This is a genomic window from Bacillus sp. LR_5 (genome assembly GCF_042709275.1).
The window spans coordinates 1-15,252 of the sequence record NZ_JAVAXX010000154.1 but is presented as its reverse complement, the minus strand read 5'-3'; the positions used below and the strand labels follow the sequence as shown (position 1 = coordinate 15,252).

Below are 15,252 nucleotides of genomic sequence, written 5' to 3'. Positions count from 1 at the left end.
GAAGGAATGTCAAATCATGAAGGGATGATGACATGGGAGACGTGAATTATTTTTTGACATTCGGAGCGGGATTTTTATCCTTTATTTCGCCTTGCTGCCTGCCGCTTTACCCAGCTTTCTTGTCATATATTACAGGGGTCAGCATGGATAATGTAAAAACAGAAAAGCTGCTGCTGCAGAAAAGAAGCTTGTTTCATACTTTGTGTTTTTTGCTTGGCTTTTCAGTCATTTTTATCGCTTTAGGCTATGGAACATCTTTTGTTGGCAGCCTGTTTAGGGATTATCACGATGCAATTCGGCAAATTGGAGCGTTGCTTATTATTTTGTTCGGTTTCATTACGCTCGGCGTGTTCCGGCCTGAGGCTATGATGAAAGAGCGGAGAATCCACTTTAAGCATAAACCAAGCGGGTTTTTAGGTTCCATCTTAATTGGAATGGCATTTGCGGCGGGATGGACGCCATGTACCGGTCCGATATTAGCTGCTGTTATCACACTTGCAAGCACAAATCCAGGCTCAGCGGTGCCGTACATGATGTTATATGTACTCGGTTTTGCTGTTCCGTTTCTCTTATTGTCTTTCTTTATCACAAAACTGAAGTGGATAAGAAAGAACCAGCTTTTGATCATGAAAGCAGGCGGCGTTTTGATGATTGTGATTGGTGTGCTGTTATTCTTTAATTGGATGAGCCTGATCATTATTTTGCTGTCGGACCTTTTTGGAGGATTCACTGGTTTTTGACGGTAAATTACTTTCGTACTACTACTAGTCCTTTTGTTTTTGGTACAATAAGACTATTATCTGTGGAAATCGATTGTTGGAGGGGAATATGACAAGAGTTTTAGTTGTAGACGACGCCAAGTTCATGAGGGTGAAAATCAGAGAGATCTTGGAAGAGGCAAATTACATAATCGCAGGCGAAGCGGCGGACGGTGAGCAAGCAGCGGACCTGTATAAAAAACTGCGGCCGGACATCGTGACAATGGATATTACAATGCCAGTGAAAAACGGCATTAAGGCGCTTCGTGATATTTTAACCTTCGATCCTAAAGCGAAGGTCATCATGTGCACCGCCATGCGCCAGCAAAGAATTGTAACGGAAGCGATTGAGCTGGGGGCAAAGGACTTTATTGTCAAGCCGTTCGAAGAAACAAAAGTGTTAGAGGCTGTCAGCCGCGTTATGGGATATTAACGTCATTTCTTTTCAAAATGGTTTTTTTTATTGTTTTGGAGTATAGTATATAGTATCAACACTCCTAGAAACAAAGGAATGATAAGTATGATGATTATAGTTTCATCGATTATTGCTGTGTTAATGGCTGTAGCTGTGATGGTGGTCAGAATAAAGTCCTCTGACAAGCCCGTTTCACCGAAAAAAATCATTCTTCCGCCGATTTTTATGAGTACGGGAGCGTTAATGTTTTTATTTCCGGTATTTTGGGTCACTGGTGCAGAGTTTTTAGAATCAATCACTTTAGGCGTGATTTTTTCTATTTTTCTCATCAAAACTTCTAAGTTTGAAATTAAAAATAATGAAATTTACATGAAACGCTCTAAAGCATTTGTATTTATATTAGTCGGTCTTTTGGTGATCAGAATCGCGATGAAATCGATTTTGAGCACATCAATTGATTACGGCGCACTGAGCGGAATGTTTTGGATTCTGGCTTTCGGTATGATTGTGCCGTGGAGAATCGCCATGTATTTATCATATCGAAAACTTCATAACGAGCTGCAGTCAGCTAATATTCAAATGAATTAAAAAACCTTTCCTTCTATCAGGAAAGGTTTTTTATTTGAGAAGGGTCTGATAAGGTTCGAGATCGATTTTTTTGTCCTGCAGATGTCTTTTTAAGAAGGTGTGGTCTCTTTTAGGAGTTGCGAGAATATAGCCTCTGATCATCAGTTGCTGATCAATCTTTGATACCTTTTCTTCTAATGCAAGCTCACCGATTTTACCTGCGATTTTGGCTTTTGCTGCATCTCTGAACAGCTCCGGAACCGGCGAAACCAATTCATTAAGAAATTGTTTGTTTTCATTGCTCCACAAATGCATGCTGTTTTCGATATAGTAATCCTGCCAATCAAGCTCTGACCTGCCGTCTTCTTTCGGTAAACGCTTTAAAAACTTTCGAAACATAAAAAAACCGCCGATTGATAATAAGGCAACCATCATGATCACCCAAAACAGAATAAACCACAAAAACCAGCCTTCCAGCATCAACCATTCCCCCCTTATTCTAACCATATTGTATACGAAGAGAGATTAGAAGAACACAGTAAAAAAAGAATAGAAAGAAATGATAGACGTCTAGTCAAAAGAGATAGTAGATCATATTCTATTGTATAGTGAATCTGCTATTTGGCCATGGGAGAGTCACTAGAGGGTATTTGACGATAAATGGACGGAAAAAAGTCACTTTCATAATAGGGGATGAAAGTGACTTTTTATGTTAGCTGAGAGGAAATTGAAGAGAAAAAGAAGAACCATCTTCTGTTTCTTTATTGACGGCAACTGTGAGTATTTGATTTTCGCATTCGGTTTGAATGGTTTTGTCATTAAAATAAAAAGGAAGCATCATTTGTTTTTCAAAAGTCTGCCCTGACGATTTGACTGTTAAGATGAACTCGCAGCCAGACAGAGTAACCGTTACTTGTGTCGGCTGTAAAAAAGTCAGATCTGCTTCAATAATATACTGCCGACTTGTTTCATATAAATCAATAGGCAATGTTTCGTCGTACCAGGCGAAGGGGTCTTCAAAAAATTGCCGAAGCCATTCATCCATACTATCGAAATCATTAGCGTCATTACGTTTTGAATGGGTCATGGAAGCATTCCTCCACATATCAACCTTGCTTTACATCATATGCAGAATATCAGAAATGGGTGAACGCATAAAAAAACAGACACTAAGGTCTGCTTTTCTTACATATCATGGCTTGAGTTGTGCTTCTGTCTTGTGTGGTTTCGGTTTTTCACTTTTTTGCTACCGCTGAGAGGCTCCGGCTGACCCGGATTGTGTCCTTTAGGGGCGTTTTTATGCATATCTTTACTTGTATTTTTATTGGTCATAAAATGAGAACCTCCTTAAAAAGAGTCCGGTGTTATTGATTGGTTTTTCTTTTTTTATTATTTTGGCGTTCAGCTTCAGTCAGTACAAGCTGGTCGTTTTCGACGTAGCCGGCGCCTTTGCCTTGGCTTTTCGCGTCATTCATTCCGTTAATGACGTGATTCGCTTTTCTTTTGACCATCATTATCACCTCAATCATAATATGTCTCCTTTTGTTGCGTTATATGAGAGAGCATAAACAGTAATAATTACCGGTACATTTGTCCGATAAGCCGAACTTATTGTATTTAATAAAAACATTGATATTTACTTATGTATGATTTTGTTTTAATATGAAATTGTGAGAAAATTGTGATGGAATTTACTTCATCTGAGAATGATCTGATCTGAAGGGGGATTTTGGAGAATGGCAAACGAGCAAAAAACTGCAGCAAAAGACGTTTTCCAAGCGAGAAAAACGTTTACTACTAATGGGAAAACATATCATTACTACTCTTTAAAGGCGTTAGAAGATTCAGGAATCGGGAAGGTTTCGAAGCTTCCTTATTCTATCAAAGTTCTTTTAGAATCAGTATTGCGTCAAGTTGACGGATTCGTCATCAAAAAAGAACACGTAGAAAATTTGGCAAAGTGGGGAACTGCCGAATTAAAGGAAATCGACGTTCCGTTTAAACCGTCTCGTGTTATTTTACAAGACTTCACAGGGGTTCCGGCAGTAGTAGACCTTGCTTCACTGCGTAAAGCGATGGCAGCTGTCGGCGGAGATCCTGATAAAATTAACCCTGAAATTCCTGTTGATCTCGTTATCGACCACTCTGTACAGGTTGATAAAGCGGGCACAGAAGATGCGTTAGCTATTAATATGGACTTGGAATTCGAAAGAAATGCAGAACGCTACAAATTTTTAAGCTGGGCAAAGAAAGCGTTTAATAACTATCAGGCAGTGCCGCCTGCAACAGGTATCGTGCACCAAGTAAACTTAGAGTTCCTGGCAAGTGTCGTCCATGCCATTGAAGAAGACGGTGAACTTGTAACGTATCCTGATACGCTTGTCGGAACAGACTCACATACCACAATGATTAACGGTATCGGCGTTCTTGGCTGGGGTGTCGGCGGAATTGAAGCTGAAGCGGGAATGCTTGGACAGCCTTCTTACTTCCCAGTTCCTGAGGTAATCGGTGCGAAACTTGTCGGCAAGCTTCCGAACGGAACAACAGCTACTGACTTGGCGTTAAAAGTGACACAGGTGCTGCGTGAAAAAGGCGTTGTCGGCAAGTTTGTTGAATTCTTTGGACCGGGAGTTGCTGAACTGCCGCTTGCAGATCGCGCAACTATTGCGAACATGGCTCCGGAATACGGTGCTACATGCGGATTCTTCCCAGTAGATGAAGAAGCGCTAAACTATCTGCGCCTGACAGGCCGTGATCCTGAACATATTGATGTTGTCGAAGCATACTGCAGAAGCAATGGCTTGTTCTACACTCCAGATGCGGAAGACCCTCAATTTACTGATGTGGTTGAAATTGACCTGTCTCAAATTGAAGCAAACTTATCAGGTCCAAAACGCCCTCAGGATTTGATCCCGCTTTCTGCTATGCAGGAAACGTTTAAAAAGCATTTAGTCAGCCCTGCGGGTAACCAAGGATTCGGTTTACATGCAGAAGAAGAAGAAAAAGAAATTAAGTTTAAACTCCTTAACGGCGAAGAAACAGTTATGAAAACGGGTGCGATCGCCATTGCTGCGATCACAAGCTGTACGAATACATCCAACCCGTTCGTTCTGATCGGCGCCGGACTCGTAGCGAAAAAAGCGGTTGAGTTAGGGCTTAAAGTGCCTAATTACGTAAAAACGTCACTTGCACCGGGCTCTAAAGTCGTTACAGGATATCTTGTGAATTCAGGCCTTCTTCCATACATGAAAGAGCTTGGTTTTAACCTCGTTGGGTACGGATGTACAACATGTATCGGAAACTCAGGTCCGCTTTCACCAGAAATCGAAGAAGCGGTTGCGAAAAATGATCTTCTGATTACATCTGTCCTTTCCGGAAACCGTAACTTTGAAGGGCGTATTCACCCGCTGGTTAAAGGTAACTATCTTGCTTCTCCGCCGCTCGTTGTGGCATATGCGCTGGCTGGAACGGTAAACATTAATTTGAAAACTGATCCGATCGGTGTGGGCAAGGATGGTCAAAACGTATACTTTAACGATATTTGGCCATCAATGGACGAAATCAATTCACTTGTTAAGCAAACTGTTACGCCTGAGCTCTTCCGCAAAGAGTATGAAACAGTATTTGATGACAACAAGCGATGGAACGAGATTGAAACAACAGATGAAGCCCTATATAAATGGGATAACGAGTCAACTTACATTCAAAACCCGCCATTCTTCGAAGAAATGTCTGTTGAGCCAGGTAAGGTTGAGCCATTAAAAGGTCTGCGTGTTGTCGGTAAATTCGGCGATTCAGTCACAACTGACCATATTTCTCCTGCGGGGGCAATCGGAAAAGACACGCCTGCCGGAAAGTATTTGCAAGAAAAAGGCGTTTCTCCTCGTGACTTTAACTCCTACGGTTCCCGCCGCGGAAACCATGAAGTTATGATGAGAGGAACATTTGCAAACATCCGCATCAAAAACCAAATCGCACCGGGTACAGAAGGCGGATTTACAACGTACTGGCCGACTGGTGAAGTAACGTCCATCTATGATGCGTGCATGAGATACAAAGAAGATAAAACAGGTCTTGTCGTATTGGCAGGAAAAGACTACGGTATGGGATCTTCACGTGACTGGGCTGCAAAAGGAACAAACCTTCTCGGCATCAGAACGGTAATTGCTGAAAGCTTTGAAAGAATTCACAGAAGCAACCTTGTATTCATGGGTGTGCTGCCGCTTCAGTTTAAACAAGGTGAAAATGCGGAAACACTCGGTTTAACAGGTAAAGAAGTTATCGAGGTTGATGTGGATGAAACAGTTCGCCCTCGTGACCTTGTGACAGTAAGAGCAATCAATGAAGACGGTAATGTAACAACATTTGAAGCAGTCGTCCGCTTTGATAGTGAAGTGGAAATTGATTACTATCGCCATGGCGGCATCCTGCAAATGGTGCTTCGTGAAAAAATGAAGCAGTCCTGATGAATCTATAGGAAGAGAAGGCATTTCTGCTTTCTCTTCTTTTTATGACAAAGTGTGCTGCGGAGGTGGCATATGCTGAAAAAATGGCTCGCAGGTATCCTGCTTATCATGCTTGCCGGTTATATGGGATGGAATTTGTATCAAACATACAGCAAAAAAGAAGTCGGGATTGAAGAGGGACAGCAAGCACCTGATTTTGCTTTGAGAACGCTATCGGGAGAGAAAAGTTCCTTACAGGACACAAAAGGCAAAAAAGTGCTGCTCAATTTTTGGGCGACTTGGTGTAAACCGTGCCGTCAGGAAATGCCGGCGATGGAACAACTGCAAAAAGAACACGCTGACGAACTTGCGGTTGTTGCGGTAAATTTCACTTCAGCTGAGAAAAGCGAGAAACAGGTCCGGGCATTTGCTGAAACGTATGATTTAACGTTTCCCATTCTGATTGATAAACAAGGGATCAATGCTGACTATAACGTGATGTCATATCCAACGACGTATATCTTAAATGAAAAAGGTGTTATTCAAGACATACACATTGGCACCATGACAAAAAAAGAAATGGAACAAAAACTGGATCTTGATTAGATTCAGTTTTTTTATGTTCAGATATGCTTACGAGTTTTCAGAATTGGAAAAAATAAAAGAATATGCGGAGGTGAGAAGAGTGAAGAAGATGAGAAAGCGTTCTTTTCATGAGCTCGTCATGGAAAACAAAAAAGAGCTGATGACCAATACGGAGTATTTAAATCAGCTTGAGGAAAAGCTTGAACAGCGATTTAAGCAAAAATAACCTTTAATTTGTATTCATGTTTACCCCTCCTTTTGAGAATCCTATCTGTTGAGGAGGGATAAACATGGGAAACAACAAGAAAAACGGTCAGCCTCAATATGCTCCCAGCCACTTGGGTACAAAGCCTGTAAAATATAAAGCCAATAAAGGGGAAAAAATGCATGATACTTCAGGGCAGCAGCCGATCATCATGCAGACAAAAGGCGAGTAGCGCCGAATCAAGTTTATTTCTAGGGGGTACATCCGAATGACAAAGAACCAAAATCAATACCAGCAGCCTAATCCTGATGATCGTTCTGATAACGTAGAAAAATTGCAGGATATGGTTCAAAACACAATTGAAAACATAGAAGAAGCAGAGGAGTCAATGGAGTTCGCTTCAGGAGAAGATAAACAGCGTATCAAAGAAAAAAATGAAAGACGCGAACAGAGTATCGAAGCGTTTCGTAATGAAATTCAAGACGAATCCGCAGCGAGACAAAACGGATACCGTTCATAAAAACCAGGGAAACCTGGTTTTTTCTTTCTGATTTGATTATGGTAAAATGGGGCTAAATTGACGTTAAGGGAGCAGAGTAATCTTGCATGTATCAAAAAAAGAAATAGAAGTGCGTTATGCAGAAACAGATCAAATGGGGATTGTTTATCACGCAAATTATCTTATATGGATGGAGGTCGGCAGAACGGCCCTCATTAAGGACTTAGGCTTTTTATACAGTGACATGGAAAAGAGAGGCGTTCTGTCTCCAGTCGTTGATATCAATATTTCCTATAAAAAGCCGCTTCATTACGGAGAAACCGCGGTTGTGCATACATGGATAGAGGAATACAACGGTTTTAAAACCGTCTATGGTTATCACATTTATAATCCGGCCGGTGAGCTTTCCATCAAAGCCACCTCATCTCATATTTGTGTAGATAAAGAAAGCTTTAAGCCTATTCAGTTTCGTAAAGCTTTCCCTGATTGGCACGAGGCATATGAAAAGGCCAAAAAATAGGGAAGTGAACGAGATATGGCGTTTGGTGTGAAACGTGAGGAACTCAACCGGTGGAAACAAGCAGTGAAAAGAGGAGAAATCGCATTTTTAACACATTACTGGCTGGATGACCGGTTTCCGGAAGCAAAGACTGTGACAAAAGCAGGCTGTGCAGATATTGATAAGCTGATTCAGTGGGGAGCGGCGTACGGTTTAAAAAAAGAATGGATACATAAAAAAAGTGAATTTCCTCACTTTGATCTGCTGGGTGAGACACAAAAATATATTTTGGAGCAAGAAAACCTGACAGATCATCTTATCAGATTTCATTTATAAAAAAAGAGCGCACATAATGTGCGTTCTTTTTTTATTGGTATTCAAAAACCGGTTCATCAGCATCTGCTGAATAGCTGACTAGTAGGTCGTGGTTATCGAAGTACCAAAGATCACTTTCTTCAATAAAGAAGGTGATGCCGCCGGCTTCTGCAGTGGCTCCAGCCTCTTGTGGGGCATCTTTCGCCACTCCGAGGGAAAATCCCTTTTGAACGTTGCTGCAGCCGCCGTAGCGGACGAAAAAGCGAACCTGGTCTCCGCTTTCTAAATCGAGCTCTTCCTTATACCAGTTCAGTGCGTCTTCGTTAATTGTCATATTCATAACAGAACACCCCTTTGTTCTTCATTTGAATTTTCTCTATTATAAACGTATTAGGCTATTCTGTGTCAAAAGAGAAGGTTTATAACCATTTCACTTTAGGTTCTGTTTTATTGATAATTCGTTTAATGTTCGCCCGGTGTCTGTATATCACAAAAATAGTGAGCAGGGTAACGACAATCAATAAATACTTATCATGGACAAAGAGACTATATATAACAGTATAGATCCCTGTTAACATCGATGACAGAGAAACAAATTTAGTTAAGTATAAAAAGATGAAAAATACCGCGACCATCGTGATAAATAACAGAGGTGCGTAAAATAGCAAAACGCCTCCGGACGTTGCCACGGCTTTGCCGCCTTTAAATTTAGCGAAGACGGGAAACACATGGCCCAAAACTGCAAAGACTCCTGCTAGAAGCGGGTGAATATCAACATGCATGAGAAAAGGCAATGCAGTTGCCAGCGTACCTTTCAAAATATCTCCGGCTATCACGATCGAACCAGCTTTTACGCCCAACGTACGGAATGCATTGGTAGCTCCTAAGTTGCCGCTCCCGTGCTCCCGGATATCAATTCCCTTGGCAAGCTTGCCAACAATTAAGCCAGATGGAATGCTGCCTATCAAGTAGGCCAAAATAATCAATAAAGCAATTAACATCTACATTTCTCCTTTTTCAAAATCCCTTCTTTCTATTTTAACATGAGATATCATAATCTGATGATAAGTTTTTTAAAGTTTGCTTACAAATAAAATCAAACATGCATCATATTTTGATTTCTTACATTTTGATCGTGTAAAATAGATGAAAAAGGAGTGGTACATGATGCAAAACCCTTCCAAAGCGGAAATTAAAGAGATTCTTGATCAAAGCAAGCGAATCGCGGTAGTGGGGCTTTCTGACCGCCCGGATAGAACGTCGTATATGGTTTCCAAAGCGATGCAGGATGCGGGCTATGAAATCATTCCCGTCAATCCTACAATTGATGAGGCACTTGGTGTCAAAGCTGTTTCATCTTTACAGGAGATTGATGGTCCGATTGACATCGTCAATGTATTCCGGCGCTCAGAACAGCTGCCAGGCGTGGCGGAAGAGTTTTTGGAGACAGACGCTCCAGTATTTTGGGCACAGCAAGGGCTGGTAAACGAAGAAGCTTACCAGATGCTAAAGCAAAAAGACAGAACGGTTATCATGGATCTGTGCATAAAAGTGGCGCACGCTGTAACAAAATAGATGCAGAACTGCAAAAATCCTTGTGAATTCAAGGATTTTTGCTTTTTAATTTTAAGATATTGTTTGCGTATTACGGTGAAACAGATACAATAAAGCTTGAACAGCTTTTTTTGAATACCTTGTCTAGCTGGGTTTCGGCCGTTCGATTTGCGAAGGTCTGCTGCTTTATATATAATAAACAAACATACGTTCTCATAGTGTAAAAACAGCACTATCCGATGTTTTGCGAACTGATTCGTTAGCTTTATGTTGCGATTGCAAACATATTGGTTATAATGAGGAGTCCAAGGCAGTACCGGCTCGAGGCGAGGTTTATAACAAATACTTTATACTATTGATGGTGTAACACTGAAAAAGAGAAAGACAATGTTAGTTTTTGAAAGGGGTTTGTACGTTTGGCTAGAAAACAGCAATTTGATTACAACGAAGATGCCATACAGGTGCTCGAAGGCCTTGAGGCTGTCAGGAAAAGGCCGGGTATGTATATTGGCTCTACTGACGCACGGGGCTTGCACCACTTGGTTTATGAAATTGTAGATAACTCTGTCGACGAGGTGCTTGCCGGCCATGGAGATCACATAATCGTCAAAATACATAAAGACAACAGTATATCTGTACAGGATAGAGGCCGCGGCATGCCAACCGGAATGCATAAGCTCGGCAAACCAACCCCTGAAGTGATTTTAACGGTGCTTCATGCCGGAGGAAAGTTCGGTCAAGGCGGCTATAAGACAAGCGGAGGGCTGCACGGAGTTGGTGCATCAGTTGTGAATGCTTTATCTGAATGGCTGACGGTTACCATTGAGCGGGACGGTTTCGTCTATCAGCAGCGTTTTGAACACGGAGGAAAGCCAGTCACATCTCTCGAAAAGATCGGCAAAACAAAAAAGACAGGAACGCTAACACACTTTAAGCCAGATCCAACGATGTTCAGCACAACGACTTATAATTTTGAAACGCTTTCTGAACGCTTAAGAGAATCTGCGTTTTTGTTAAAAGGATTAAAAATTGAGCTGATTGACGAGCGCAATGACCAGCAAGAGGTCTTTTATTATGAGAACGGCATAGAAGCGTTTGTCGCTTACTTAAATGAGGAAAAAGACGCCTTGTCTGAAGTGGTCTCATTTGAGGGAGAGCATCATTCAATAGAAGTTGACTTTGCGTTCCAGTTTAACGACGGCTATTCTGAAAACATTTTATCGTTTGTTAATAACGTCAGAACAAAAGACGGCGGGACTCATGAGTCAGGTGCAAAAACAGCGATGACACGCGCTTTTAATGAATATGCACGAAAAGTGGCTTTGCTGAAAGAAAAGGATAAAAACCTGGAAGGCACTGATATAAGGGAAGGGCTTTCAGCCATTATTTCTGTTCGGATTCCTGAGGAGCTTCTTCAATTTGAAGGACAAACAAAAGGAAAGCTGGGTACGAGTGAAGCGAGATCAGCAGTTGATGCGATTGTTTCAGAGCAGCTTGCTTACTTTTTAGAGGAAAACCGGGATACTGCAACGCTTCTTGTCAAAAAAGCTATCAAAGCGAGCCAGGCACGCGAAGCGGCACGCAAAGCCCGTGAAGAAGCAAGAAGCGGCAAAAAACGAAAAAAATCAGAAGCGACATTAAGCGGGAAGCTGACGCCTGCGGGTTCGAGAAACCCGGCAAAAAATGAATTGTATCTCGTTGAGGGGGATTCTGCAGGCGGATCAGCCAAGCAGGGAAGAGACCGCAGATTCCAAGCAGTTCTGCCTTTACGTGGTAAAGTCATTAATACGGAAAAAGCTAAGCTTGCTGATATCTTTAAAAATGAAGAGATCAATACAATCATACATGCGATCGGTGGGGGTGTCGGAGCTGATTTCTCAATCGATGATATCAACTACGACAAAATCATCATTATGACCGATGCGGATACGGACGGCGCTCATATTCAAGTGCTGCTTCTTACCTTTTTCTATCGCTATATGAAGCCGCTCATTGAACATGGCAAAGTGTTCATTGCACTGCCTCCTTTATATAAGGTCAGCAAAGGAAGCGGAAAAAAGGAAATCATTGAATATGCATGGTCTGATGAAGAGATGGGTGATGTCCTGAAAAAAGTCGGCAAAGGTTATACCATTCAGCGATATAAGGGTCTTGGAGAGATGAACGCAGACCAGCTGTGGGAAACGACGATGAATCCGGAGTCACGTACGCTTGTAAGGGTCAAAATCGACGATGCGGCACGTGTAGAGAGACGTGTCACGACGTTAATGGGAGACAAAGTAGAGCCGCGCAGGAAGTGGATTGAGAAAAACGTCGCTTTCGGCTTAGATGAAGAAAGCAATATTTTAGAAAATGAAAACTTATCGGTCGCTGAGGAGGTTTAATGTTGTCACAGCCAGAATTATTTCATGATTTACCATTAGAAGAGGTGATCGGCGACCGTTTTGGACGCTATAGTAAATATATTATTCAAGACAGGGCGCTTCCTGATGCAAGAGACGGCTTAAAGCCGGTACAGCGCAGAATTCTGTACGCGATGCATACAGATGGAAACACGTTTGATAAAAACTTCAGAAAAGCGGCCAAAACGGTCGGTAACGTCATCGGTAACTATCATCCGCACGGTGACAGTTCGGTTTATGAAGCTATGGTGCGGATGAGCCAGGATTGGAAAGTGCGAAATGTGTTAATTGAAATGCATGGGAACAACGGAAGCATCGACGGAGATCCCCCGGCAGCTATGCGTTATACAGAAGCGAGGTTATCTCCGATCGCTTCTGAGCTTCTTCGGGATATTGACAAAAATACAGTTGAATTTGTGCCGAACTTCGATGATACAAGCAAGGAGCCTGTTGTACTCCCGGCGATGTTTCCTAACCTATTGGTCAACGGATCTACCGGGATTTCAGCAGGATACGCAACCGACATTCCCCCTCATCATCTGGGAGAAGTCATTGATGCTGTCATCAAGCGCATTCAAATGCCATCTTGCTCTGTTGACGAACTCATGGAAGTCATTAAAGGGCCTGATTTTCCGACAGGCGGGATTATTCAAGGCGTTGACGGCATAAAAAAAGCTTACGAAACCGGAAAAGGAAAAATCATTATCCGAGGAAAAGCTGAAATTGAAACAATCAGAGGCGGACGAGAACAAATTGTCATTACGGAAATTCCATTTGAAGTGAATAAAGCAAACCTTGTGAAAAAAATGGACGAGTACCGCATTGATAAAAAGGTTGAAGGCATCTCAGAGGTTCGCGATGAAACGGATCGAACTGGGCTGAGAGTGGTCATTGAACTGAAAAAAGAAGCGGATGCCAAAGGCATTTTGAATTTCTTATATAAAAATACTGATTTGCAGATCACCTATAACTTTAACATGGTGGCTATTCATAATCGCCGTCCGATGTTGATGAGCCTGCCGTCTATTTTGGATGCATATATCGGCCACCAAAAGGAAGTCGTCACAAACCGGTCCGTTTATGAGCTTCAAAAAGCAAAAGACAGACATCACATCGTAGAAGGACTCATGAAAGCTTTGTCCATTTTGGATGAAGTCATTGCAACAATTCGTTCTTCAAGCGATAAACGTGACGCTAAAAACAACTTGATAGCGAAATATGAATTTACAGAGCCTCAGGCTGAAGCCATCGTGTCACTGCAGCTATATCGTTTAACCAATACAGATATCACAGCACTGAAAGAAGAAGCAGAAGAGCTCGGCAAAAAAATTGAAGAGCTCGAATCCATTCTGAGCAATGATAAAAAGCTGTTAAAAGTGATCACAAACAGCTTAAAAGCACTGAAAAAGAAATATGCAGACACGAGACGCTCCGTGATTGAAGAAAAAATTGAGGAAATTAAGATTAACCTTGAAGTCATGGTTGCGTCTGAGGATGTATATGTGACCGTTACGAAGGATGGCTACCTAAAACGGACGAGCCAGCGTTCATTTGCCGCTTCCAACGGCCAGGATTTCGGAATGAAAGATACGGACAGGATGCTCCATCAGTTTGAAATGAATACGACGGATGTGCTGCTGCTCTTTACGAACAAAGGAAGCTACATTTATTGTCCGGTTCACCAGCTGCCTGATATTAGATGGAAGGACATGGGCCAGCATTTTTCAAATATAATCACCATTGACCGTGATGAAACGATTGTAAAGGCCATACCGATAAAAGAATTTGATCCGTCGGCGTATCTATTGTTCTTTACGAAAAACGGAATGGTGAAAAAGACAGAGCTCACCCATTATAAAGCACAGCGTTATTCTAAAGCGCTTGTGGCCTTAAATCTGAAGGGTGAAGACGAACTGATTGATGTACATGTAACAAATGGGGAAAGCCAGATCTTTATGGCCACTCACCTAGGGTACGGCTTATGGTTTGGAGAAGACGAAGTAAATGTAGTTGGCGCGCGTGCCGCTGGTGTCAAAGGGATTAACTTAAAAGAAGATGACTTTGTTGTCTCTGGAGAAATCCTTCAAGAATCTGATTCAATTGTATTGTTCACACAGCGGGGAGCGGTGAAACGCATGAGTCTTTCCGAGTTTGAAAAAACATCCCGTGCAAAACGTGGTGTTGTTATGCTAAGGGAACTGAAGAAGAATCCTCACCGGGTCGTAGCGCTGTTCGCTTGCGGTCTTGAACAGCGGCTTATGGTGGAAACAGAAAAAGGCGACAGAAAAGAACTGCAGGCAAAAGACTTGCGGACAAACGACAGATACAGCAATGGCTCTTTCTTTATTGATGAAGAGGAATCAGGCAAGGTTACAGCTGTCTGGCGCCTTCATACAGAACAATAATAAAAAACCCGCTCACATGATATGAGCGGGTTTCGTTTGTATTTCAATTAGCTTTCATGGCTAGTGAAAAGATCTGTAAAGGCATGAACAAATTCAATTCCTTGCCATACAAATAAATTCAACGCGGTGAAAGAAAATAAGCCTAAAATCACCATTCTTAAGATAAACAACATGTTTAACAGCCTCCTCATATTTTCGTTATATAATCGGGTGATGTTGAACATGAAGTTTGCCGAAATAAGACGATTGATAAAATTTGGCCAGTATAAAGCTTTTTTTCCGCTGGCGCCTGCGGGAGTATCCCGTACTTTTGCTTTCAGCGGTCAGAAGCAGAACAGCCATTGCCCATAGAGCAGTCAACGCAAATGCCCCTGTGATGGATTTCTTCTCATCATCTGCATTTTGCCCGGCTTTCATCTCATGCATTTCCTGCTGGTCGGCTACGGCTTTATAATGATGGCCGATATCAAAGGCGTGGGGAATTGAGAACAAATGAAAGCTGGCAATCGCCAAAAATAAGATGGACGCTTTTAGTATCGTTACTTTTTTCAAATGATCTACCCCTCCTTTAATATTACTGCTGGCTCTTATATACATCTGACG

At 42.0% G+C, this 15,252-nt stretch carries 21 protein-coding genes; 13 read left to right on the top strand and 8 right to left on the bottom strand.

Annotated elements, in window-relative coordinates:
* The first annotated feature begins 32 nt into the window (after positions 1–32).
* The 3 genes from ccdA (at position 33) to RAC86_RS24085 (ending at position 1,761) form a co-directional block, all read left to right on the top strand.
* Complete coding sequence (gene ccdA / locus RAC86_RS24095) at positions 33–740, top strand: cytochrome c-type biogenesis protein CcdA (RefSeq protein ID WP_072566334.1); 708 nt, start codon at positions 33–35, stop codon at positions 738–740.
* An 88-nt stretch (positions 741–828) separates the two neighbouring features.
* Entirely contained in the window at positions 829–1,191 is a 363-nt protein-coding gene (locus RAC86_RS24090; protein WP_014113939.1) for a response regulator, read from the top strand.
* Between the two features lie 78 nt (positions 1,192–1,269).
* Positions 1,270–1,761, top strand: a complete 492-nt coding sequence (locus RAC86_RS24085) for a CcdC family protein (RefSeq protein ID WP_072566335.1) — start codon at positions 1,270–1,272, stop codon at positions 1,759–1,761.
* A 30-nt stretch (positions 1,762–1,791) separates the two neighbouring features.
* Here RAC86_RS24085 and RAC86_RS24080 read toward each other — a convergent pair whose 3' ends face one another.
* From RAC86_RS24080 to sspO, 4 genes are all read right to left on the bottom strand, one after another.
* Complete coding sequence (locus RAC86_RS24080) at positions 1,792–2,220, bottom strand: DUF2621 domain-containing protein (protein WP_072566336.1); 429 nt, start codon at positions 2,218–2,220, stop codon at positions 1,792–1,794.
* Positions 2,221–2,452: 232 nt separating this feature from the next.
* Complete coding sequence (gene cotM, locus RAC86_RS24075) at positions 2,453–2,845, bottom strand: outer spore coat protein CotM (RefSeq protein ID WP_072566337.1); 393 nt, start codon at positions 2,843–2,845, stop codon at positions 2,453–2,455.
* Between the two features lie 80 nt (positions 2,846–2,925).
* Positions 2,926–3,072 (bottom strand): small acid-soluble spore protein P, encoded by a 147-nt coding sequence (locus tag RAC86_RS24070; RefSeq protein ID WP_003221237.1) that lies wholly within the window; start codon positions 3,070–3,072, stop codon positions 2,926–2,928.
* 32 nt (positions 3,073–3,104) lie between these two features.
* Positions 3,105–3,251 carry an acid-soluble spore protein SspO gene (gene sspO, locus RAC86_RS24065; protein ID WP_003221239.1) on the bottom strand — a complete coding sequence of 49 codons (147 nt, stop codon included), beginning with the start codon at positions 3,249–3,251 and terminating at the stop codon, positions 3,105–3,107.
* A 225-nt stretch (positions 3,252–3,476) separates the two neighbouring features.
* Between sspO and acnA the strand changes: the two genes are divergently transcribed.
* From acnA to RAC86_RS24030, 7 genes are all read left to right on the top strand, one after another.
* Positions 3,477–6,206: an aconitate hydratase AcnA gene (gene acnA / locus RAC86_RS24060; protein ID WP_072566338.1), complete on the top strand. Its 2,730-nt coding sequence runs from the start codon at positions 3,477–3,479 to the stop codon at positions 6,204–6,206.
* 72 nt (positions 6,207–6,278) lie between these two features.
* Complete coding sequence (locus tag RAC86_RS24055) at positions 6,279–6,791, top strand: redoxin domain-containing protein (protein ID WP_061186392.1); 513 nt, start codon at positions 6,279–6,281, stop codon at positions 6,789–6,791.
* 79 nt (positions 6,792–6,870) lie between these two features.
* The gene (locus RAC86_RS24050; protein WP_003244964.1) at positions 6,871–6,996 is read left to right on the top strand and encodes an FbpB family small basic protein; all 126 of its coding nucleotides are present in this window, start codon (positions 6,871–6,873) and stop codon (positions 6,994–6,996) included.
* Positions 6,997–7,060: 64 nt separating this feature from the next.
* Positions 7,061–7,207, top strand: coding sequence for an acid-soluble spore protein SspN (gene sspN, locus RAC86_RS24045; RefSeq protein WP_003221249.1), 147 nt, complete (start codon positions 7,061–7,063; stop codon positions 7,205–7,207).
* 36 nt (positions 7,208–7,243) lie between these two features.
* Complete coding sequence (tlp, locus tag RAC86_RS24040; protein WP_003221250.1) at positions 7,244–7,495, top strand: small acid-soluble spore protein Tlp; 252 nt, start codon at positions 7,244–7,246, stop codon at positions 7,493–7,495.
* 82 nt (positions 7,496–7,577) lie between these two features.
* Positions 7,578–7,994, top strand: coding sequence for a YbgC/FadM family acyl-CoA thioesterase (locus tag RAC86_RS24035; protein ID WP_072566339.1), 417 nt, complete (start codon positions 7,578–7,580; stop codon positions 7,992–7,994).
* Between the two features lie 15 nt (positions 7,995–8,009).
* Positions 8,010–8,309 (top strand): hypothetical protein, encoded by a 300-nt coding sequence (locus RAC86_RS24030; protein ID WP_003221255.1) that lies wholly within the window; start codon positions 8,010–8,012, stop codon positions 8,307–8,309.
* Between the two features lie 31 nt (positions 8,310–8,340).
* Here RAC86_RS24030 and RAC86_RS24025 read toward each other — a convergent pair whose 3' ends face one another.
* Both RAC86_RS24025 and plsY read right to left on the bottom strand, forming a co-directional pair.
* On the bottom strand, positions 8,341–8,628 hold the full coding sequence (locus tag RAC86_RS24025; protein ID WP_014113944.1) for a HesB/YadR/YfhF family protein: 288 nt from the start codon (positions 8,626–8,628) through the stop codon (positions 8,341–8,343).
* A 79-nt stretch (positions 8,629–8,707) separates the two neighbouring features.
* The gene (gene plsY, locus RAC86_RS24020; protein WP_003221258.1) at positions 8,708–9,289 is read right to left on the bottom strand and encodes a glycerol-3-phosphate 1-O-acyltransferase PlsY; all 582 of its coding nucleotides are present in this window, start codon (positions 9,287–9,289) and stop codon (positions 8,708–8,710) included.
* 166 nt (positions 9,290–9,455) lie between these two features.
* Between plsY and RAC86_RS24015 the strand changes: the two genes are divergently transcribed.
* The 3 genes from RAC86_RS24015 to parC all read left to right on the top strand — a co-directional run bounded on the left by RAC86_RS24015 (position 9,456) and on the right by parC (position 14,649).
* Positions 9,456–9,863: a CoA-binding protein gene (locus tag RAC86_RS24015; protein ID WP_014113945.1), complete on the top strand. Its 408-nt coding sequence runs from the start codon at positions 9,456–9,458 to the stop codon at positions 9,861–9,863.
* Positions 9,864–10,258: 395 nt separating this feature from the next.
* Positions 10,259–12,226, top strand: coding sequence for a DNA topoisomerase IV subunit B (gene parE, locus RAC86_RS24010; protein WP_014113946.1), 1,968 nt, complete (start codon positions 10,259–10,261; stop codon positions 12,224–12,226).
* Positions 12,227–12,228: 2 nt separating this feature from the next.
* Positions 12,229–14,649, top strand: a complete 2,421-nt coding sequence (parC, locus tag RAC86_RS24005; RefSeq protein ID WP_041520973.1) for a DNA topoisomerase IV subunit A — start codon at positions 12,229–12,231, stop codon at positions 14,647–14,649.
* Between the two features lie 47 nt (positions 14,650–14,696).
* On the opposite strand, the gene RAC86_RS24000 is transcribed toward parC, so the two are convergent.
* Together RAC86_RS24000 and RAC86_RS23995 are read right to left on the bottom strand one after the other, a co-directional pair.
* On the bottom strand, positions 14,697–14,822 hold the full coding sequence (locus tag RAC86_RS24000) for a hypothetical protein (protein ID WP_014113948.1): 126 nt from the start codon (positions 14,820–14,822) through the stop codon (positions 14,697–14,699).
* A gap of 25 nt (positions 14,823–14,847) precedes the next feature.
* Positions 14,848–15,201 (bottom strand): hypothetical protein, encoded by a 354-nt coding sequence (locus RAC86_RS23995; protein WP_014113949.1) that lies wholly within the window; start codon positions 15,199–15,201, stop codon positions 14,848–14,850.
* Positions 15,202–15,252: the final 51 nt, after the last annotated feature.